Annotated in this window: 16 protein-coding genes and 5 tRNA genes; all 21 read left to right on the top strand. The window is 46.7% G+C overall.

Features of this window, described 5'->3' with window-relative positions; translation table 11 throughout:
• The first annotated feature begins 353 nt into the window (after positions 1 to 353).
• Positions 354 to 426: transfer RNA gene (locus V202x_RS02260), tRNA-Thr, on the top strand.
• Between the two features lie 83 nt (positions 427 to 509).
• Positions 510 to 591, top strand: a tRNA-Tyr gene (locus V202x_RS02255).
• A gap of 34 nt (positions 592 to 625) precedes the next feature.
• Positions 626 to 696: transfer RNA gene (locus V202x_RS02250), tRNA-Gly, on the top strand.
• Between the two features lie 38 nt (positions 697 to 734).
• Positions 735 to 807, top strand: a tRNA-Thr gene (locus V202x_RS02245).
• Positions 808 to 957: 150 nt separating this feature from the next.
• On the top strand, positions 958 to 2154 hold the full coding sequence (tuf, locus tag V202x_RS02240) for an elongation factor Tu (protein ID WP_144980955.1): 1197 nt from the start codon (positions 958 to 960) through the stop codon (positions 2152 to 2154).
• 116 nt (positions 2155 to 2270) lie between these two features.
• Positions 2271 to 2426: a 50S ribosomal protein L33 gene (rpmG, locus tag V202x_RS02235; RefSeq protein ID WP_144980952.1), complete on the top strand. Its 156-nt coding sequence runs from the start codon at positions 2271 to 2273 to the stop codon at positions 2424 to 2426.
• Positions 2427 to 2513: 87 nt separating this feature from the next.
• Positions 2514 to 2586: transfer RNA gene (locus V202x_RS02230), tRNA-Trp, on the top strand.
• A 134-nt stretch (positions 2587 to 2720) separates the two neighbouring features.
• A complete protein-coding gene (secE, locus tag V202x_RS02225) occupies positions 2721 to 3152 on the top strand; it encodes a preprotein translocase subunit SecE (RefSeq protein WP_145170813.1) in 432 nt (143 codons plus the stop codon).
• A 178-nt stretch (positions 3153 to 3330) separates the two neighbouring features.
• The gene (nusG, locus tag V202x_RS02220; protein ID WP_145170810.1) at positions 3331 to 3915 is read left to right on the top strand and encodes a transcription termination/antitermination protein NusG; all 585 of its coding nucleotides are present in this window, start codon (positions 3331 to 3333) and stop codon (positions 3913 to 3915) included.
• 64 nt (positions 3916 to 3979) lie between these two features.
• Positions 3980 to 4405: a 50S ribosomal protein L11 gene (rplK, locus tag V202x_RS02215; RefSeq protein ID WP_145170808.1), complete on the top strand. Its 426-nt coding sequence runs from the start codon at positions 3980 to 3982 to the stop codon at positions 4403 to 4405.
• An 89-nt stretch (positions 4406 to 4494) separates the two neighbouring features.
• Positions 4495 to 5199 carry a 50S ribosomal protein L1 gene (gene rplA / locus V202x_RS02210; protein ID WP_145170806.1) on the top strand — a complete coding sequence of 235 codons (705 nt, stop codon included), beginning with the start codon at positions 4495 to 4497 and terminating at the stop codon, positions 5197 to 5199.
• Positions 5200 to 5286: 87 nt separating this feature from the next.
• Positions 5287 to 5805, top strand: coding sequence for a 50S ribosomal protein L10 (rplJ, locus tag V202x_RS02205; protein ID WP_145170804.1), 519 nt, complete (start codon positions 5287 to 5289; stop codon positions 5803 to 5805).
• 134 nt (positions 5806 to 5939) lie between these two features.
• Complete coding sequence (gene rplL, locus V202x_RS02200) at positions 5940 to 6356, top strand: 50S ribosomal protein L7/L12 (RefSeq protein ID WP_145170802.1); 417 nt, start codon at positions 5940 to 5942, stop codon at positions 6354 to 6356.
• A 537-nt stretch (positions 6357 to 6893) separates the two neighbouring features.
• Positions 6894 to 10610 carry a DNA-directed RNA polymerase subunit beta gene (rpoB, locus tag V202x_RS02195; RefSeq protein WP_145170800.1) on the top strand — a complete coding sequence of 1239 codons (3717 nt, stop codon included), beginning with the start codon at positions 6894 to 6896 and terminating at the stop codon, positions 10608 to 10610.
• Between the two features lie 98 nt (positions 10611 to 10708).
• Positions 10709 to 15115: a DNA-directed RNA polymerase subunit beta' gene (gene rpoC, locus V202x_RS02190; RefSeq protein WP_145170798.1), complete on the top strand. Its 4407-nt coding sequence runs from the start codon at positions 10709 to 10711 to the stop codon at positions 15113 to 15115.
• 195 nt (positions 15116 to 15310) lie between these two features.
• A complete protein-coding gene (rpsL, locus tag V202x_RS02185; RefSeq protein ID WP_144980923.1) occupies positions 15311 to 15682 on the top strand; it encodes a 30S ribosomal protein S12 in 372 nt (123 codons plus the stop codon).
• Between the two features lie 91 nt (positions 15683 to 15773).
• Positions 15774 to 16253, top strand: coding sequence for a 30S ribosomal protein S7 (gene rpsG / locus V202x_RS02180; protein ID WP_144980920.1), 480 nt, complete (start codon positions 15774 to 15776; stop codon positions 16251 to 16253).
• Positions 16254 to 16510: 257 nt separating this feature from the next.
• Positions 16511 to 18610 (top strand): elongation factor G, encoded by a 2100-nt coding sequence (gene fusA / locus V202x_RS02175; protein ID WP_145170796.1) that lies wholly within the window; start codon positions 16511 to 16513, stop codon positions 18608 to 18610.
• Between the two features lie 264 nt (positions 18611 to 18874).
• Positions 18875 to 19207, top strand: coding sequence for a 30S ribosomal protein S10 (gene rpsJ, locus V202x_RS02170; RefSeq protein ID WP_145170794.1), 333 nt, complete (start codon positions 18875 to 18877; stop codon positions 19205 to 19207).
• 159 nt (positions 19208 to 19366) lie between these two features.
• Positions 19367 to 20056 (top strand): 50S ribosomal protein L3, encoded by a 690-nt coding sequence (rplC, locus tag V202x_RS02165; protein ID WP_197993176.1) that lies wholly within the window; start codon positions 19367 to 19369, stop codon positions 20054 to 20056.
• A gap of 55 nt (positions 20057 to 20111) precedes the next feature.
• Positions 20112 to 20741 carry a 50S ribosomal protein L4 gene (gene rplD / locus V202x_RS02160; RefSeq protein WP_145170792.1) on the top strand — a complete coding sequence of 210 codons (630 nt, stop codon included), beginning with the start codon at positions 20112 to 20114 and terminating at the stop codon, positions 20739 to 20741.
• The last annotated feature ends 7 nt before the right edge of the window (positions 20742 to 20748 follow it).

Raw genomic sequence — 20748 nt, 5'->3', positions numbered from 1 at the left:
TCTGTCTGGATTTGTTAGTGAGTTTCCCCCTTTAGCAGGCATGATTTGTGTAAATCATGCCTGTTTTTTCTTTTTCAGAACGATTTTTTTGATCAGTATCCGAAACAGGGCTGACTCGGGTCTCCAAAAGCGGACCGTTTCGAATGGAAAATCTTAGGCCATATAGGCATACATCATTAAGAAAAGATAACAATTTTTTTAATCAGCCTGTCATTGTCACTTGCAAGCAAGTGCCTGATTGCTATATTGAGCTGCTTACTGAGTTTTGGCGGGGAAAGTACCTCTTTAGCCAGGCGAGTCGTTCAGGTTGCATGAGGCTTGAAGCCTAATAGCTTAGTTTTTTAGGTCAGCAGGCTAGCGTAGCTCAATCGGCAGAGCATCGGTTTTGTAAACCGAAGGTTGTGGGTTCGATTCCCACCGCTAGCTCTTTTGCCATGAGCTGTGTTGTTTTGTGATGTAAAAGCAATGTGGCATTAGGCTTAATAATTTCCAGCTTCGGCTGGTTGGGAGGGGGAATTCCCGAGCGGCCAAAGGGGTCAGACTGTAAATCTGATGGCAATGCCTTCGCAGGTTCGAATCCTGCTTCCCCCAATGAGAGACAAAAGATATGTTAAGTCACAGTACCGCGGGTGTAGCTCAATGGTAGAGCCCCAGCCTTCCAAGCTGGTTGTGAGGGTTCGATTCCCTTCACCCGCTTTTTAGTATAAACGCTTTTCAGGTTATATATAAAAATTGCTGCTGTGGCTCAGTCGGTAGAGCGCGTCCTTGGTAAGGACGAGGTCATGGGTTCAAGTCCCATCAGCAGCTTATAGATTAAGAGTAAAATGTGGTTTTCAGGAGGTGTGTGCCTCTTGCGTGCGAGGGGTTACTCCTGTTTGTACCTCGCTATTTGTTTTGTTGGTTTTATTGTTTAGGCTTGATCGTTTATCAAGTTTGAAAAAGGGGTTTTATAGAGAGATGGCTAAGGAAGTCTTTGAGCGAACAAAGCCGCACGTAAACGTAGGAACAATTGGTCACATTGACCATGGCAAGACAACACTGACAACAGCTTTGCTGGCAGTGCAAAGCGAAAAGGGTCTTGCCCAGATGAAGAGTTATGCTGATGTTGCGAAGGGGGGAACCGTTCGTGACGAAACCAAGACTGTGACAATCGCCGTGAGTCACGTGGAGTACGAAAGCGAAACTCGCCACTACGCTCACATCGACTGCCCTGGTCACGCCGACTATATCAAAAACATGATTACCGGTGCCGCCCAGATGGATGGTGCGATTCTGGTAGTTTCTGCCGCTGATGGCCCCATGCCACAGACTCGTGAGCACATTTTGCTTGCTCGTCAGGTAGATGTGCCTGCACTCGTCGTCTTTCTCAACAAATGTGACCTTGTTGATGATGAAGAATTGCTCGAGCTGGTTGAAATGGAAGTTCGAGAGCTGCTGTCAAAGTATGGCTTCCCCGGCGACGACATTACCATCGTGCGTGGAAATGCCAAGGGCGCACTCGACAACCCAGGTGATGAGAAGTTTAACGCCTGTATCGGCGAGCTGATGGACGCACTGGACAGCGACATCACAGCACCAGAGCGAGAAGCAGACAAGCCATTCTTAATGGCAATCGAAGACGTCTTCTCAATCGCTGGTCGTGGAACTGTTGTGACTGGCCGAATTGAGCAAGGTGTCATCACCGTTGGTGACAAAGTCGAGATCGTTGGTCTGCGTGACACACAGGAAACCACATGTACCGGCGTTGAAATGTTCCAGAAGACCCTCAATGAAGGGATGGCTGGAGACAACGTGGGAATCCTGTTGCGTGGTACCAAGAAAGAGGATGTAGAGCGTGGACAGGTTTTGGCTGCCCCGGGTTCGATCCCTCCTCACACGAAATTTGAAGGACAGGTTTACGTCCTGAGTAAAGACGAAGGTGGTCGTCACACCCCATTCTTTAATGGCTATCGACCACAGTTTTACTTCCGCACAACAGACGTAACCGGATCGACATCATTACTGGGTGGAGCAGAGATGTGTATGCCCGGCGACAATGTAGAAGTCGAAGTGGAACTTGGTAAGCCAATCGCTATGTCTGAAGGTAGTCGTTTCGCGATTCGTGAAGGCGGCCGTACTGTTGGCTCTGGCGTTGTTACCAAAATTGTCGACTAATCAAGAGCACTGCTCTTTTTGTTAATATGGTGTCCACTTCACCTTCTGGCGGAGTGGGCACCTTAAAGTTATAGTTGGTTTTCGTATTTATTGCCCATAAGGGCATGAGGGCTGTTATGGCACGTGAATATGTTTGGCTAGAGTGTACTGAAACCGGGATGCGAAATTATCGGGTCAGTAAAGAGACGCGTGGCACAGAACGGCTTTCGCTCATGAAATACTGTCCTAAATTACGGCGTCATACTTTGCATAAAGAGTCCCGTAAAAAATAAAGTCTTGCTGGCCGGGGTTTTGTGACTGGTGTCAGATTTTTGGGTTGCTTCCGGTGGTCAAAATGTTTGGTCAATTCATGGTTTTGAACGGGTGTAGCTCAATTGGCAGAGCACTGGATTCCAAATCCAGCGGTTGGGGGTTCAAGTCCCTCCGCCCGTGTTTTTTGTTTTGTAATTGGTGCTGTAACATTCGCAAGGGGAAGTAGTTCCTTGCTGTTAAGTTTAAGTTCAAAAGAAGAGACTGACGAATTCGCGTTCGTTTCTACTCTTTGTATTATTTAGTAAATTGATCCAATGGCTAAATCCAAAACAGGACAAGCATTTTCCGCAACTTTGGTAAGTGGCGGTTTATATAAAAGGAACCAAGGTCGCCTTGTACGTCAGTTGACTGCAATCGGCCTGGTGGCAGTTGCCATCTTTGGTGCTTATTCCCTTTACAATGCATTACCATTGGCTATGTCTCCGGGAATGCAAAAGGGGATTGCGGTCGCTGTTGTGGTGATTTCAATCTGGCTGGCCTATCGTGTCGTTAATTTCCCACGTTTTGCTGACTTTTTGATCTCAGTAGAAGCCGAGATTGGAAAAGTGACCTGGGCGACCTGGGATCAGCTCTGGCGATCAACGGCTGTCGTGATTGTACTTATGGTACTACTGGCGCTTTTGTTACTGGCATTTGATATTGTCTGGCAGTGGTTCTTCCGTCTGATTCGTTTTCTTCAGATTTGATAAAGCGAAGCCTGCCATTCAGTAAATTACGGAGTTTTTTGATCTCTGCTTCTTGTATAAATTGTAATTCCTGCTCATTATGGGCGATTCCTGTTGTAAAAGTCTCTTTTAGTGTGGTTTCAACTTTAAGTTGAAAATTAGGGTAGCTGGATGTAGCGGTCCCTGTTGAAGGTGTCTCATGAGTAATGATTCGGGTTCTGAGGTTACCTCTGAGAAAACAGAGGACTCTGATAAGCGCCTTTGGTATGTGTTGAAAGTGCAAAGCAACCGGGAGAAATCCATTCGGGAAGCTTTACTTAGAGGGATTAAAAGAGACGGACTTGAAGAGTATTTTGGGGAAATCATTATTCCCACAGAAAAGGTTGTTGAAACAAAAGGTGGTAAGAAACGAGTTTTTGAAAGAAAGCTTTATCCTGGTTATCTGATGATTCAGGTCGAGTTGAATGATGATAGCTGGTATCTGGTGCGATCCACAAATGGTGTCGGCGATTTCACTGGATCAGCAGGCAAACCGATTCCCATGCAAGAGCATGAAATTTCGCGTATGCTGGGACGGGAAGAGACAAAAGAAGAATCACCTGTGAAAATCAAATTGGATTTTCAGAGTGGCGATGTTGTTAAAATTAAAGATGGTACATTTGAAGGGTTTGAAGGTACCATCGACGGAATTGATGAAGCCAGTGGCAAGGTGACTGTTCTGATTGAAATCTTCAGTCGACCTACTCCCACGGAACTGGAATACTGGCAGATCGAAAAGGTCTGAGCAATCTTCTCAAATTCGTATTAATAATAGAATCACGTTTAATAGAGTTTTGAAAGTCAGTTGAATGGCTAAACAGCTTGTTGCAGAAATCAAAGTACAAATTCCCGGTGGTCAAGCAACGCCTGCCCCTCCTGTCGGTACGGCATTGGGACCGCATGGAGTGAATATCGGTCAGTTTGTTCAACAGTTTAATGAACGTACTAAAGACATGGCCGGCACAACCGTTCCGGTTGTGATCAGTGTCTATAACGATCGCTCTTTTGACTTTGTCATGAAGAGTCCGCCAGCAGCAGTTTTACTAAAACAGGCGGCTCAAATTGCGAAGGGATCGGGTAACCCTAAAATGAATAAAGTGGGAACTGTTACCACTGCCCAGTTAGAGGAGATCGCAAAAACAAAATTTGCAGATCTCAATGCACCTAACATTGAACAGGCGGCAAAAATCATCGCTGGTACAGCCCGTAGCATGGGTCTTGATGTCGAGAACTAGTTTCGTTATTTGCACAATAGCAGTCATTCCAGCCTGCTTCTTTAAGCAGAGCAAAATCAATATAGCAACCGTTTTTCGGATAAAGAGTAATGGGAAAACAATCCAAACGAACCAAATTTTACAATGAAAAGCTGGCGGGGCTTGACTCTGTCAGTCTTGAAGAAGCAGTGGAAGCCCTCAAGTCATTAGAGAGTGATCTCCCCGCTAAGATCAAACCGATCCAGATGGACCAGACGGTAGAATTAGCTGTGCGACTGGGAGTTGATCCACGTCAGGCTGATCAACTTGTCCGTGGTTCCATTATTCTGCCACATGGTATAGGTAAAACACAACGTGTCGTTGTATTTGCCCAAGGCAGCAATTTAGAGGCTGCTGAATCAGCAGGGGCTGATGCCGTAGGCGGTAAAGATCTTGCCGACAAAATCAAAGATGGCTGGCTTGAATTCGACGTGGCCATTGCAACACCCGACATGATGGGTGTGGTAGGTCCACTAGGTCGTGTTTTGGGACCTCGTGGCTTAATGCCCTCTCCTCGCGCTGGAACAGTCACTCAGGATGTAGGCAATGCCGTGCAGGAGTACAAGGCAGGTAAGGTTGAGTTTCGTGTCGATGCAGGTGGCAATGTGCACTGTCGCGTCGGCAAAATATCATTCGAAGGAAATCAACTAGTAGAAAATATTCAGGCAATGTTGAAGTATATAGAATCACTGCGTCCTTCTTCAGTCAAAGGGGCATATGTGCGAACGATTACGGTTTCTGCGACAATGAGTCCTGGAATCGGTATTGCCGTCTAAAACTGTCAATGAATCCTGATTCATTTTTAGATACATAAATCAATTGAAACTATTATTTTCGGCATTCGATGAGCTGAAAGAGATCTAATGAGTAAATTTGTAAAAGAAATGATCATCTCTGAGATAGAATCTCGAATTGGAGAAACTCGAGATTTTGTCGTCGTAGATTCTGCAAAGTTGGATGCAATTACTGATAACAATTTTCGTCTCAAATTGCATGAAAAAGGGATTGCAGCCTTAACGGTTAAAAATTCACTGGCACGTCGCGCGTTCGCGAACGCTGGTGTGGAAGGAATGGAAGAGAGCTTACAGGGCCCTTCAACACTTGTCTGGGGTGGCGAGGATATTGTGGCTCTCTCAAAAGAAATGTCCAAGTGGGCAGAAGAAATAGAAGATCTCACTATCAAGGGTGGATCAACGGAAGGAACTTCGCTCACGTCGGATGATGTTGAAAAATTAAGTAAAAGCCCTGGTCGAATGGAATTGATTGGCGAGATCGTGTCCCGTGCCCTTGGGCCTGGTGCACAGTTGGCAGGTGCACTTTTGGGTCCTGCTGGCACTCTTGCCGGACAGATTAAGACAATCTCCGAGGGGGAAGAATCTTAAGCGAAAAGTTGTCTGATCGCTTTTGATTTGAGTGTTGAAATTTGTAACAACTGCTACTGAAATAGTGTGGCGTTGATTTGATTTACTGCTATGCGAGATTTTATTTTACGCATTCGTGCGAAAGGAAAGAGAAGATGGCGACAGCCGAAGCAACAACTGAATTTGGTGCTGAAACCAAAGAACTGGGCGACAAAATTGCTGGATTGACTTTGCTCCAGGCTAAAGAATTGGCTGATTACCTTGACGAAGTACACGGCATTAAGGCTGCCGCCGGTGGCGCTGTGATGGTAGCGTCAGGTGATGGTGGCGCTGGTGGCGGCGGAGAAGCTGCAGCAGAAAAAACCGAGTTCGATGTCATTTTGACTGGCTTTGGTGACAATAAGATCCCTGTCATTAAAGTCGTTCGTGGCGCAACTGGGCTTGGTCTGAAAGAAGCCAAAGAGCTGGTTGAAGGGGCTCCCAAGCCACTTAAAGAAGGTGTCTCAAAAGAAGATGCCGAAGCTTTGGTCAAAGAAGTCGAAGAAGCAGGTGGTACTGCTGAGGTGAAGTAAGTGGTTTTCAAAAGAAATCGAAATGATTCCGCCTGTGCTGAGAATTGACTCAGTACAGGCTGGTCAATACTGGATAAAATACCAGTAATTCGGTTTTTTTTCTGCGTGCAATTGAAGTGTTCTAAAAATGAGTTTAGAATAGGCTCTTGGGTACTGCTCGGTTTTATTAGATCGCGCAGATTGGGAATGGCTTCCAGCGTCATTCTTACTTAGAGCATGGTTTTTTGATTGCATGTACCGCTTAATGTTTGTTTTCGTAAGTTTATCTGCTTCGATCAGTTAGCGTTTTCAGTCCCATTTGGTCTAAGCAATCGACTCATTGTACTCTCTTTTGAATAGCAAAGTAGTATTGAGCGATTTATCAGGCTTTGAATTAGTCGAGCAATTCGCTTTTAATACAGCCCCGTGGCCTGTACTCTCTCAAGGTACGCGCTGCTGTTCCCCGCTATTCTTGGTTGGTGCTCTGTCAGGTCAACAAAATTACTTGGGCAGGGCATTTCCACATCTGGCACCAGGTAAGTAGAAAAGATCATCTTAATGCCGATTCCAGCACAGCGAACGATCCCCACTCAATCTGTGATTAACTTTGGTAAGATTGAGCATAGTTTTGAACTGTCTGATCTCACGCAGATTCAGACCTCTTCATATGCAAAATTCCTTCAGGCTGATAAATCGCCTCGCGAGCGAAAGAATCAGGGACTTGAAGAGATATTGCGTGAAGTGTTCCCCATCGAAAGTTATCAGGGACAGTACCAACTAGAATACGTCAAATACGAGTTGGGGAAACCACGTTATACTCCGACAGAATGTCGCCAGTTGCGATTAACCTATGGTCGACCTTTCCGAGTTTGGTTGCGTCTGGTAAAAGAGCAACCGATCGAAGAAGAAGTCTATCTTGGTGATTTGCCAGTCATGATTGGTGGTGGTGAATTTATTATCAATGGTGCAGAACGTTGTATTGTGAGTCAATTGCACCGTTCACCCGGCGTCGATTTTGTGCTCAGCTCAGAACCTGGTGAGAAGAAAGAATATTCTTGCCGCGTGATTCCAGAACGCGGTAGTTGGATCGAATTGGTTGTCGGTAAAAAAGACACTTTGGGAGTGCGTATTGACCAGAGTGGTAAATTTTCCGCCATGACTCTCCTGCGGGCGATGTCAAAAGATTATTCGTCTGATACAGATTTGGTAAAACTGTTTTATGACACCAAATCAGAAAAGATTTCCAAGGGTGCTTCCTCACAGAAACTCGTTGGAAAAGTTGTTGCAGAAGACATCGTTTATCCTGCCGGTCATGATCGCTGTGGCGAAATCATCTTGGACTGTTGCGGAACGATTACTGAAGAATTACTGGAGGAGATCTGCGATACAGGGTTGAAAACGGTGGAAGTCGTTTCAGACGTAAATGATACCCTTGTTCTGCAAAGTATTGCCGAAGATCCCACTTCGACTCATGAAGAAGCATTACTGCGTATCTATTCACGATTGCGTCCTGGTAATCCACCTCAGTTGGAACGTGCCATTGATCTGTTCCGTGAGAAATTCTTTGACGTCAATCGTTATCGTTTGGGACGCGTAGGACGCTTCAGAATTAATCGAAAGTTCAAGCAGGACGTTCCCGATACAGAGATGACTTTACGTGCGGAAGACTTCATTAATTCGATACGCTACCTGGTTCGATTACGTATCGGTGACAATACCGCATACGTTGATGATATCGACAACCTTGGTAACAGACGCTTGCGTACAATTGATGAATTAGCGGCTGATGAAATTCGCAAAGGATTTCTTAAACTCCGCCGTACCGTACAAGAACGCATGACGCAAAAAGACGTTGAAGAAATGTCTCCGAGAACACTGATCAATCCGAAAAGTGTTTCAGCAGCGATTGACTTCTTCTTTGGTCGTAGTGAATTGTCACAGGTGGTCGACCAGACGAATCCGCTATCGATGTTAACACACGAACGTCGCTTGAGTGCCTTGGGGCCTGGTGGATTGAACCGGAAACGTGCTGGCTTTGAAGTTCGCGACGTGCATATTTCTCACTATGGACGAATTTGCCCAATTGAAACTCCTGAAGGTACTAACATTGGTTTGATTTCGAGTTTGAGTATTTTCTCAAAAGTAGATGATTACGGATTTCTGGTCACACCTTATCGATTAGTCAAAAAGGGAAAGCTCACCGACGAAGTACACTGGATGCGTGCGGATGAGGAAGCTGAGGTGCATGTCGCCCCCGCGGACACTCCTGTGGAAAACGGCAAATTTGCTGAAGATCGTGTCATGGCACGTTTTCGTGATGACGTAGTATGGATCTCGGGTAACGACGTGGATTACATCGATGTCGACCCCGCACAAATGGTAGGAATTTCCGCAGGACTGATTCCCTTCCTTGAACACGACGATGCCAACCGCGCGTTGATGGGCTCCAACATGCAACGTCAGGCCGTCCCTTTATTGATTGCAGAGCCACCATTGGTGGGGACTGGGATGGAGCTTGCAGTTGCCCAGAACTCAGGTATGGTGATCCGGGCTGAGAAAGCCGGTAAAGTGACTTATGTTGATGGAAATGTCGTAGAAGTCGCTGGCAAGAAGTACTACCTGCGAAAGTATGAAGGTCTTAACGAACGAACCTGTTTGAATCAGACTCCTGCAGTCAGCGTGGGAGATTCGGTGAAAAAAGGCGAGATCCTGTGCCACAGTGCTGCAGCTGCAGACGGCTTACTCTCACTAGGGCGAAATGTGCTGGTCGGCTTCATGTCATGGGATGGATATAACTACGAAGACGCGATTATTCTTTCTGAACGTCTTGTGAAAGAAGATGTCTACACATCAATTCATATCGATGAATTTGATGTCGAAATTCGTGAGACCAAGCTGGGACGCGAAGAATTTACGCGTGATATTCCCAACGTCAGCGAAAAAGCATTAAGGCACATTGGTGAAGACGGGATCATCAAAGTAGGAACCCGCGTTCGCCAGGGAGACATTCTTGTCGGGAAAGTATCTCCCAAGGCGAAAGCAGAACTGACTCCCGAAGAAAAACTGCTACATGCCATCTTTGGACGTGCAGGGGAAGATGTGAAGAATGAATCGCTAGAAGCATCCAGTGGTGTTGAAGGCATCGTCATTCACACTGAGAAATTTGCTCGTCGGATGAGCCTTTCCGACTATGAACGCAAAAAATATGATGAAGAACTCAAGCAGGTCGAAGAGCAGGGCGATCAAGAAATCGCGGCGGCATTTCGCGAATTTTTGAAAGCCTTTGAATCTGCATTGGGGCAACCTCTGGTTGACGATGATGGACGTAAAATTCGGGACATTACAGAAGACAAGTTCATTTCTCAATACGCCCATGATTTCTTGACACATCTTGATAATCTTGATATTCGCAGCCCACAGAAAAAAGCTGACTGTCGTGCGGTGATTGAAGAGTCATGGCCTAATCTTGAAGATGTCATCGACACCTGTGACCAAAGAGTGAACAGCATGAAACGTGGTGAGGAATTGCCGAACGGCGTGCTCCAAATGGTGAAGGTGTATGTTGCTTCAAAACGGCAAATTTCTGTCGGTGACAAAATGGCAGGACGTCACGGTAATAAGGGTGTGATTTCAAAAGTATTGCCCATTGAAGACATGCCGTTTACTGAAGATGGTACACCCATCGACATTATGTTGAATCCACTCGGTGTTCCCAGCCGTATGAATGTAGGGCAAATTCTTGAAACCCACTTAGGTTGGGCAGCACAAAAACACGGATTCCGTGCTGTGTGCCCTGTGTTTGACGGAGCAATGGAATCAAAAATCCATGAGTATCTGGATACGGCAGGACTGCCTGACGACGGTAAGGCACAGCTCTATGATGGTCGTACGGGTGAAGCATACGAACAGAAAACGACGGTCGGGCAGATTTACATGTTAAAACTGCATCACCTCGTGGATGATAAAGTCCACGCTCGTTCGACAGGTCCTTACTCGTTGATTACACAACAGCCATTAGGTGGAAAAGCACGATTTGGTGGTCAACGATTTGGAGAAATGGAAGTCTGGGCACTGGAAGCTTATGGTGCTGCCTATATTCTACAAGAGTTGCTGACAGTGAAGAGTGATGATGTAGAGGGCCGTACAAAGATTTATGAATCCATGGTAAATGGTGAGAACACATTAGAGGCCGGTACGCCAGCAAGCTTTGACGTACTAAACAATGAAATTCGTGGACTTGGTTTGAATCTACAACTGGAAAAGAATCCCGCTTGATACCTTGCGACAAAGGGAGTGGTGTATCTAAGGTCAAGAGTTCGTTTTCAGGATCAATGTCTGATCATAATTAGTTCAGAAAATAAGGAGCGTGCACAGTGAGTGTTGCACAGACAGCTTACGAGCGAATTAACGATTACGGTTCAGTAAAAATTGGTTTGGCCAGTCCGCACGATATTCGGAGCTGGTCATTTGGCGAAGTCAAAAAGCCAGAAACAATCAATTACCGAACATACCGACCAGAACGCGACGGTTTATTCTGTGAGCGAATTTTCGGGCCTGAAAAGGACTGGGAATGTGCTTGTGGAAAATACCGCGGCATGAAATACAAAGGCATGATTTGTGACCGTTGTGGCGTCAAAGTGACTCACAGCCGCGTCCGAAGAAAACGTATGGGGCATATCGAATTAGCCGCACCCATCGTTCATATCTGGTTCTTCAAATCAATGCCCAGTCGATTGGGTGCGTTATTGAATATGAAAACCACCGCTCTGGAAAAGGTGGTTTACTTCCAGGACTATGTTGTCACCGATCCTGGAGAGACTCCGTTGGAAATGTGTCAGACCATGACCGAAGAAGAAGCGCGCCAGAATCAAGCCAAGTACGGACCTGGTGCGTTTGAAATCGAGATGGGTGCAGAGGCCATCAAAAAGCTTCTCATGAATCTGAACCTCGTTGAACTTTCAGAGCAACTTCGTAAAGATCTGTTTGAAACTGCGAGTCAACAGAAACGCAAAGACTATATCAAGCGCTTGAAAATTGTTGAGTCTTTAAGAGATAGTGACAACCGACCGGAATGGATGGTCCTGGAAGTGATTCCCGTGATTCCGCCAGACTTGCGTCCGCTGGTCCTTCTGGACTCAGGTAACTTTGCGACCAGTGACTTAAACGACCTTTATCGAAGAATTATCAATCGTAACAATCGTTTAAAAAAACTGGTCGATTTAAATGCTCCCGAAGTGATCGTTCGTAATGAAAAACGGATGTTACAACAGTCTGTCGATGCCTTGTTTGACAATAACCGTTGTAAACGCCCTGTACTCGGTTCCTCAAACCGACCTCTGAAATCCTTGACCGATATGATCAAAGGAAAACAAGGACGCTTTCGCGAAAACCTATTGGGAAAGCGTGTTGACTACTCTGCACGAAGTGTGATTGTGGTTGGTCCAGAGCTGAAGCTCCATCAATGTGGACTACCTAAGAAGATCGCATTGGAGCTCTTTCAGCCGTTTATCATCCGTCGTCTGAAAGACAGCGGTCACGCTGACACGATCAAGTCGGCTAAAAGAATGCTCGAACGCAAAGACGAAGACGTGTGGGATATTCTGGATGAAGTGATTCAGAACCATCCTGTGCTTCTGAACCGCGCTCCCACTTTACACCGTATGGGAATTCAGGCATTTGAACCGATCCTTGTTGAAGGAAATGCAATTCGAATTCACCCCCTTGTTTGTACCGGATTCAATGCCGACTTTGATGGCGATCAAATGGCCGTCCACCTGCCATTGTCGATTGAAGCGCAGGTAGAAGCAACGACATTGATGCTGGCAACGAATAATATCTTTAGCCCTTCCGATGGAGCACCGATTATTCGTCCTTCGCAGGATATCGTGATGGGTTGCTACTACCTCACGCTAAAGAAAACAGAGCGACGTGGAGAAGGCATGATCTTCTCCAGTGTGGGTGAAGTGCATGCTGGATTCCAGCAAGGCAAATTAGATCGCCACGCAATTATCAAAGTGCGCATGCCCTCAGATCGACGAATCAAGGGGGATGGCGCCGATCATTATAAGATGGGAGGTTTAATCGAAACGACGGTAGGACGCGTTATTTTCAACGACATCCTGCCCAGAAAAATGGCCTTCTATAACCTGACGATGAAAGGTCGTGATCTTTCCAATGTGATTTCTGACTGCTATCTGGAATTGGGTCGACGCGAAACGATTAACCTGCTCGACAAGATGAAGGAAACTGGTTTCCGGGAATCAACGTTGAGTGGTCTTTCTTTCGCAACCAGCGATTTGAAGACAGCACCCAACAAAGGAAAAGTGATTTCCGACTCAGAAAAAACAGTCCTGCAAAAAACCAAGCTTTATGAGCGTGGTTTGATTACAGCAGAAGAACGCTATAACCAGGTGCTTGATACCTGGACTCACGCACGTGAATTGATCACAAATTCCATGATGCATGAACTGGAAAATGATTATCGGGATGAAGGTCGCTATGTGAACCCCATTTACCTGATGTCGAATTCTGGTGCCCGTGGTGGTATCGAACAGATGCGTCAGCTGGGTGGTATGCGTGGGCTGATGGCCAAGCCAAGTGGTGAGATCATCGAAACTCCCATTAAGGCGAATTTCCGTGAAGGCCTGACCGTTCTGGAATATTTCAGTTCAACTCACGGTGCACGTAAAGGTCTGGCCGATACAGCATTGAAAACTGCCGATAGTGGTTACCTGACCCGTAAACTCGCCGACATCTGTCAAAACGTGGTCGTCACAGAGCATGATTGTGGTACCGCCCAAGGTATGACTCGTGGAGTTGTCTATCGAGGCGAAAAAGTCGAAATGAGTTTGACCGACGCGATTCGTGGTCGTGTCAGTCGTACCAATATCGTCGATCCAATTACTGATGAAGTGATCGTGCGGGAAAATGAACTGATTACTGTGGACATTGCCCGTCGCATTGAAGAAATGGGGCTGGAAAAAATTCAGGTTCGCAGCCCGATGACTTGCGAATCCTCATTGGGGATCTGCCGGCTCTGTTACGGTATGGACCTCTCCACAGGTTCACTCGTAGAAGAAGGCCTGGCAGTGGGTATCATTGCTGCACAAAGTGTGGGTGAACCTGGAACCCAGTTAACGATGCGTACCTTCCACATTGGTGGAACAGCCTCTCGTGAAGTGGAAGAGAACGAAATTCGCACGCGTCGTGCCGGTAAAGCGACATTCGCCCGCATTCGATCAGTTGTGAATAGCGAAGGTCTGAGCGTGGTGCTGACGCGAAATGGTGAAGTGGTGATTAACGATCCTAAAGGTCGTGAATTGGAACGCTATACCATTCCCAATGGTGCGACTCTGATGGTCAATGAAGGTGATGAGATTGATGAAGGGCAAGTCATCTGTCAATGGGACCCACACTCGATTTCCATTCTGGCGGAAGTAGGCGGGCGTGTTCGATTTGAAGAGTGTGTCGAAGGCAAAACCATTCGAACTGACAAAGACCCCAGTGGTCACGTTCGTCGTTCTATAATTGAGCATAAAGGCGAATTACATCCGCAGATTATTATCGAAGATGGTACAGGCAAGATTTTGGACTTCTATTATCTTCCTGAAAAGGCAAGCCTTGAAGTGGAAGAAGGACAACAAATTACCGCAGGTACTGTCGTCGCTAAAAACCCACGTGAATCTTCGGGTACTCAAGACATTACCGGTGGTCTGCCTCGTGTGACTGAGCTGTTTGAAGCACGTCGCCCCAAAGATCCGTCCGTTTTGGCGGAAATCGATGGTGAAGTCGAATTTGTGCCTGAGAAGAAACGCGGCAAGCGAATTGTGATTGTTCGCGGCGAAGATGGAACCGAAGTCGAACACGTGATTCCCCACGGTAAGCACTTATTAGTCCATGCCGGCGACCTCGTAAAAGCCGGCGATGCTTTGGTTCGTGGCCCACTTGTTCCACATGATATTTTGCGTGTCAGTGGAACCGAAGCCGTTCAGCAATACTTGCTGCACGAAATTCAAAATGTGTACCGTGCTCAACGTGTGACAATCGATGACAAGCATCTCGAAATCATCATTTCCCGCATGTTAAGCAAAGTACTTGTCGAAGATGTGGGCGATACGAACTTGTTGCCGGGAATTGTGCTCGATAAGCTGACTTTCCAGAAGATCAATGAAGAAACCATCGCTTGTGTGAAAGTGGTTGACTCTGGTGATACTGACTTCCAGCCAGATGACTTGGTACCACTCTCAACCATTGAAGAAGTAAATGCACAAGTGGAACTTGCCGGACAGGCTCCTGCCAGCTTTACAAAACCTAAGCCAGCGTCTGCCAGTTCACAGCTCCTTGGTATTACGAAAGCATCAGTGCAAAGTGAAAGCTTCATCTCGGCAGCCAGCTTCCAGGAAACAACGAAGGTACTTACTGAAGCTGCACTTGGTGGTCGCGTTGACTACCTTGTAGGCTTAAAAGAAAATGTCATTTTAGGTCACCTGGTACCAGCGGGAACAGGCTTCTATCAACACCAGACTGCTGAAGTTCGGATTCGCCCAGAGGCGTTAGAAGAATTAAAGGCAGAAAAAGAACGGATTCTGGCAGCTCGTATGAGCCTGTTGAATGAAGTCCAGCCTGACAAACCGGTACCATTGGGTGGCGGCCAGGAGGACATCCCACTAGGCGGTGGTCAAGATGCTGCTGAATTCAGTAGTGAAGGTGGGGTTGAAGCTCCTATGGAAAATACCCCCCCCAGCCCCAACCCATTTGATGATGAGTTGAAATCAAGTTGAACTCATTTCCTGTGAGGAGTGTCTTACAGCAGAACCGTAAATGGACTCAGCGTGAGACTTGACGGATGCAGTAAGGCGGGATACATTGTCCCGTTCCTATTGCTGGTAATAGAACTAGTTTTGACAAAAATAGCGGCCATTTGTATATATCATATTTACTAACGTTTCAGATTTGAGTGAAGATGGGTTGTCTCAATGCCAACAATTAACCAGTTGATTCGTAAACCGAGAAAAAAGCCAGTTTCCAAGAGTAAAACTCCCCTGCTGGAGGGTTGCCCTCAGAAGCGCGGTGTGTGTTTACAGGTCAAAACGGTAACTCCTAAAAAGCCAAACTCCGCCTTGCGTAAAGTCGCTCGTGTGCGACTTTCAAATGGAAAAGAGCTGACAGCCTATATTCCTGGAGAAGGTCATAACCTGCAGGAACACTCGATTGTCCTGGTACGCGGTGGTCGTGTTCGTGACTTGCCCGGTGTTCGTTATAAAGTGATCCGCGGAGTACTTGACACCCTTGGTGTGAATGACCGCCGTCAGGCACGTAGTCGCTATGGTACAAAACGCCCCAAATAGGCGTTCTTTAATAATCGATTTTCAAGTATTTGATTACATTCAGTCAGTGTTCGGTTTGGACATTGAAATTAAAGTCAGAGGAATTGTAGGAATGGGCAAGAAGTTTACAGCCAGTGCATCACAGCTCAAGCCGGATCCACGGTTTAATTCACTGTTGGCTTCAAAGTTTGTGAATTGCCTGATGCATGATGGCAAAAAAAGCGTTGCTCAAAACGTTTTTTATGCTGCCTTGGACCGCATCAAGGAACGTGTACCAGACGAGGAACCGATTGAAGTTTTCACACAAGCTGTTGAGAATGTGAAGCCAGGTATTGAAGTTCGTTCAAAACGAGTTGGGGGAGCTACGTATCAGGTTCCTACTCCCGTGAATCCGAAACGACAGCAAACCCTGGCAATTCGCTGGATTTTGGCTGCGATTCGCGCTAAAAAAGGACGCCCCATGGACGTTCGGCTCGCTGACGAGATTTTGTCTGCTCACAAGCGAGAAGGTACTGCAATGACAACACGCGAGAACATCCATCGAATGGCGGAAGCGAACAAAGCATTTGCTCACTTCGCCTTCTCTCGCTAAGGTAGTTTTTAAGATCATTCGGACGCACTGGTATGGCTTTCAGCCAATACTTCGTGCGTCTTTTTTTGTTGGTAGAGTGCGATGTATCTATAACGCGTCCAATTCAACCGTAGCGGCTCCAAAGCGACGAAACGAGATCCAAAACACTCCTGGAGACGTTACAAAAAACCTGGACACAGGCTAGTCCCGGCAGAATGGTTTGTGTTTAATAGAAACGCTACTACGAGATGATTTTACAGACAGGATTGTAGGATAAGATGTCAGCTTCAACAGAGAAAATCAGAAACATCGGAATCATTGCCCATATTGACGCGGGTAAGACAACAACTTCCGAGAGAATCTTGTTTTACACCGGCTCATCACATCGCATGGGAAATGTCGATGAAGGAACGACAATTACTGATTTTGACGAAGAAGAAGCCAAGCGGGGCATCACGATCTACTCCGCTGCGATTAGCTGCCAATGGAAAGATTACTCGATCAATATCATTGATACCCCCGGGCATGTTGACTTTACAGCCGAAGTAGAACGCAGCCTGCGTGTACTCGATGGCGCTGTGGTCGTCTTTAGCGCCATGGAGGGAGTCGAAGCACAAAGCGAGACAGTCTGGCGACAAGCCGATAAATATAACGTGCCCCGGATTTGCTTCATCAATAAGATGGATCGTATCGGCGCAAGTTTTGAACGCACCTTTCAAGAAATTGAAAAACGGCTCATCGCCAAACCAGTGGCAATGCAAATTCCCATCGGTGAAGGCTCGACCTCTGCCGATGACTCCTTCCAGGGAATCATCGATTTAATCAAAATGCAGGCTCTGTATTACGATGCAGACTCCAAAGGTTCCCAATTCGAAGCCAAAGAGATTCCGGAATCCTACCTGGAACGAGCCCAGGAATGGCGGGGAAAGCTACTGGAATCCGTTGCCGAACTGGATGACGAAATTCTTGAGCAATATTATGAAACTGAAGAGATTGCCGAGGCAGACATCCTGCGACTGCTAAGAATTGCCGCACTAAAGGGAGACTTGCAGCCGACGTTTTGCGGCTCCGCATTGAATTACATAGGAGTACAGCCGGTTCTGGATGCCGTGGGAAACTATCTCCCAAGCCCACTGGACCGACCACCCGTGGAAGGAATCAATCCTCAACCCAAAAAGAGAGGCGGCAAGGCAGGCGAATCCGAATCAAGAGGTCCCTCAGTCGATGAGCCCATGTGTGGGCTCGTCTTTAAAATTCAGGCAGATAAACATGGTGATTTATGTTTCATGCGGGTCTATTCCGGCCAACTGAAAAGTGGAAGCCGCCTGTTAAATGCCCGGACGGGTAAGAAAGAATTAATCAGCCAGCTTTGGCGCGTCCACGCTGACTCGCGTGAGAAAGTTGAGACGGACTGTATTGATGCGGGTGATATTGCTGGCGTCATTGGCCCGAAAGAAGCCGTCACCGGAGATACCTTGTGCGATATTCGGCATCCCATTCTACTGGAAAGCATCTCGTTCCCGGAAACGGTGATCTCGATGGCAGTCGAGCCCGAGTCCAGCGCTGACCGAAAAAAATTGGAAGAAACACTGCAGAAACTAGCCAGACAAGACCCCACCTTTAAAGCCACCCCCAATGAGGAAACAGGGCAAACCATTGTTTCCGGAATGGGAGAACTGCATCTCGAAGTGCTCCGAAATCGGATGCAGAAAGAATTCAACCTGAGCATCCGAGTGCATAAGCCACGCGTCAGTTATCGCGAAACGGTTTCAAAGGCCGTTGAGAAAGTAGTCGAATTCAGCCGCCCTTCTGCAGGAGGAAACCTTTATTTCAAGATTAAACTAAGGTTGGAGCCTTTTAAAGGCGATTCTTCCGTCTCCATTATCAGCAACCTCAAACCAAGCGAATTGGATCCTGCCTTCGAAAAAACGATGCTGGAAACGTTGAAAATGGGGCTGGAGGGAGGTGGGCAAGTTGGCTTTCCTTTAATGAATGTGCAATTTGTGGTCATCGATGCCCAGACCAGAGAAGGAGAAACCACAGATGTCGCCGTGGAAGCCGCGGTTTCCGAAGCGCTGCATGGCTGTATCATGGACTCCCAGATCCAACTATTAGAACCGATCATGAAAATGGAAGTGGTCACCCCTGATGAATTCCGAGGAAACATCCAGGCAGACCTTAGCGCTCGAAATGCGGCTGTGCTGAATACGGAGTGGCGAAGTGATTTGTGTGTGATGGAAGTGGAAGCGCCATTATCACAACTTTTTGGCTACTCTACCCAAATTCGTAGTCTTTCACAGGGAAGAGCTTCCTTCTCAATGGAACCATTAAAGTATGCTCCTGCCCCACCCAGCGTTTTAAAAGAGATGATTGGATAATTTTAAAGATTCCCTGTCCGCATCGCTTGGTATCTTTCAGCAGAACGGGTAACGTATCTTTTCGTTGAATGTGGACCCAAGCTCCCATTTGAACACTGCATGGTAAGCGTTCTTCTCAAGAATGTCAGAATTTGAAAAAAAGCGTTTTAAGCGTTCTTCAGGTTGTTGACAAGCGGAGAGGGTCTCATTACTATTGCTCGCTTCCTTGCACGGAGAAGGTCTCTAAGCAGGGTGAGAATCTTATTTTAGAGAAGGAAATGATTGGTGGCCGTTGCGAGTCAAGAGCGAATTAGAATTCGCATGGAAGCTTATGATCACTCCGTTTTGGATCAGTCAGCAGTAGATATTGTTGATACAGCCAAACGAACTGGTGCGATCGTGCATGGCCCTATTCCGTTGCCCACACGCATTGAACGTTACACGGTTCTTAAAGGACCGCATATTGACAAAAAATCGCGTGAGCAATTTGAAATTCGAACTCATAAGCGTTTGGTAGATATTTTGTCTCCTACAGGTAAAACAATTGATGCTTTGAATAAATTATCATTACCTGCAGGAGTTGATATTAAAATTAAGGCGTCCGCTGGCGGAAACTAGTCTATTTCAGTTTTCGTTATGATGCTCGCAGGCTTGGCAATCGTCGGGTTTGCTTGATTGGTTAGGGATCCAGCTTTTGCTGGTAATGCTATGCTTCTGGCTGTTCTGTAAGATCAGATTTCGTAGAAGCTTTGTTCCCGTTATTTAAAGGTGATGAGTATGCCTGTCGGTCTACTGGGTAAAAAGGTCGGGATGACGCAAGTTTATGATGATGGGGTCATGGTTCCTGTCACTGTAATACAGGCTGGGCCTTGTCATGTCCTGCAGGTGCGTACGGCAGACACCGATGGCTATGAAGCGGTTCAAGTTGGTTTTGAAGATAAACCTCGCCGCCTGTCCGCCCGTAGTGAGCGTGGACATGTAGCCGCACTTGATAGCAAGCGACAAAAAAAACTGAGTGAAGCAGGCATTACCACTGTTGAGAAAGCAGGCTGTGAACCCAAACGATTTATCCGTGAGTTCCGGACTGACGGTGAAGACCATGGTTGTGCCGTTGGAAATGAATTGAACGTCTCTTTATTTTCAGATGTGGCATTTATTGATGTGATTGGTACCAGCAAAGGCCGTGGTTTTGCTGGTGTAATGAAGAGACATAATTTTGCTGGCCAACGTGCGACTCATGGTGTAAAGCGAGTTCATCGCCACGGTGGTTCCATTGGCCAGAGTGCAGACCCTTCCCGTGTGATGAAGGGAACTCGCATGGGCGGTCGATATGGTGGCAAGCAGATTACGGTAAGGCATTTGAAGGTTGTGCGTGTTGATGAGGAGAATAATCTTCTCCTGGTGCGGGGGGCAGTGCCAGGACCCAATGGTGGGGATCTGATCATTCGCCATACCAATAAGTATTAGTTCTTTTGAGTGTTTGAAGTAATCAGGTAGTTCTGCCTTTATAAATGGTGTCAAAATGATTTCTGTTGCAATTCAAGATAAAGCTGGCAAAGAAGTTGGCAAATATGAGTTCGAAGCTACCGAATTGGCGGGTGGCATCAATCGTCAATTGCTGCACGATGTAGTAGTGATGTATGAGGCGAATAAAAGAATTGGTTCTTCCAAAACCAAAACCCGTGGTGAAGTGAGAGGCAGTACAGCAAAGCTGTATCGCCAAAAGGGAACAGGCCGTGCTCGTGCCGGTTCTTCTCGAACACCCGTGCGTCGAGGTGGTGGTCATACATTTGCCAAGAGGCCCAAAGACTGGTCATATCGTCTGCCGAAAAAAGCGGTAAAGCTGGCAACGCGTATGGCCATTTTAAGTAAATTTGAAGATGAGCAGGTCACACTCATTGATGAATTAGCAATGGAAGTGCCCAAGACCAAAGAAGTCACAAGCGTACTAAAAGCACTGGGATTGTCTGAGACCAGCTGTTTGCTGACAATCGACCAGCACGATCCTGTTGTCTGGAAGTCTGCTCGAAATATTGAGAAGGTGCAGGTCTCACCTGCTGCTGATTTGAACGCCTATGACGTTCTGCATCAACGGCAAATGGTTTTGACCAAGTCTGCTTTAGACCGGTTGCTTGGTCGGGCTGAAGATTAATTTAACG

It is taken from the genome of Gimesia aquarii, assembly GCF_007748175.1.
In the GTDB taxonomy this organism is placed as follows: domain Bacteria; phylum Planctomycetota; class Planctomycetia; order Planctomycetales; family Planctomycetaceae; genus Gimesia; species Gimesia aquarii_A.
Note: the sequence above shows the minus strand (reverse complement) of the source record. Positions and strands in the feature narration are given on the sequence as shown.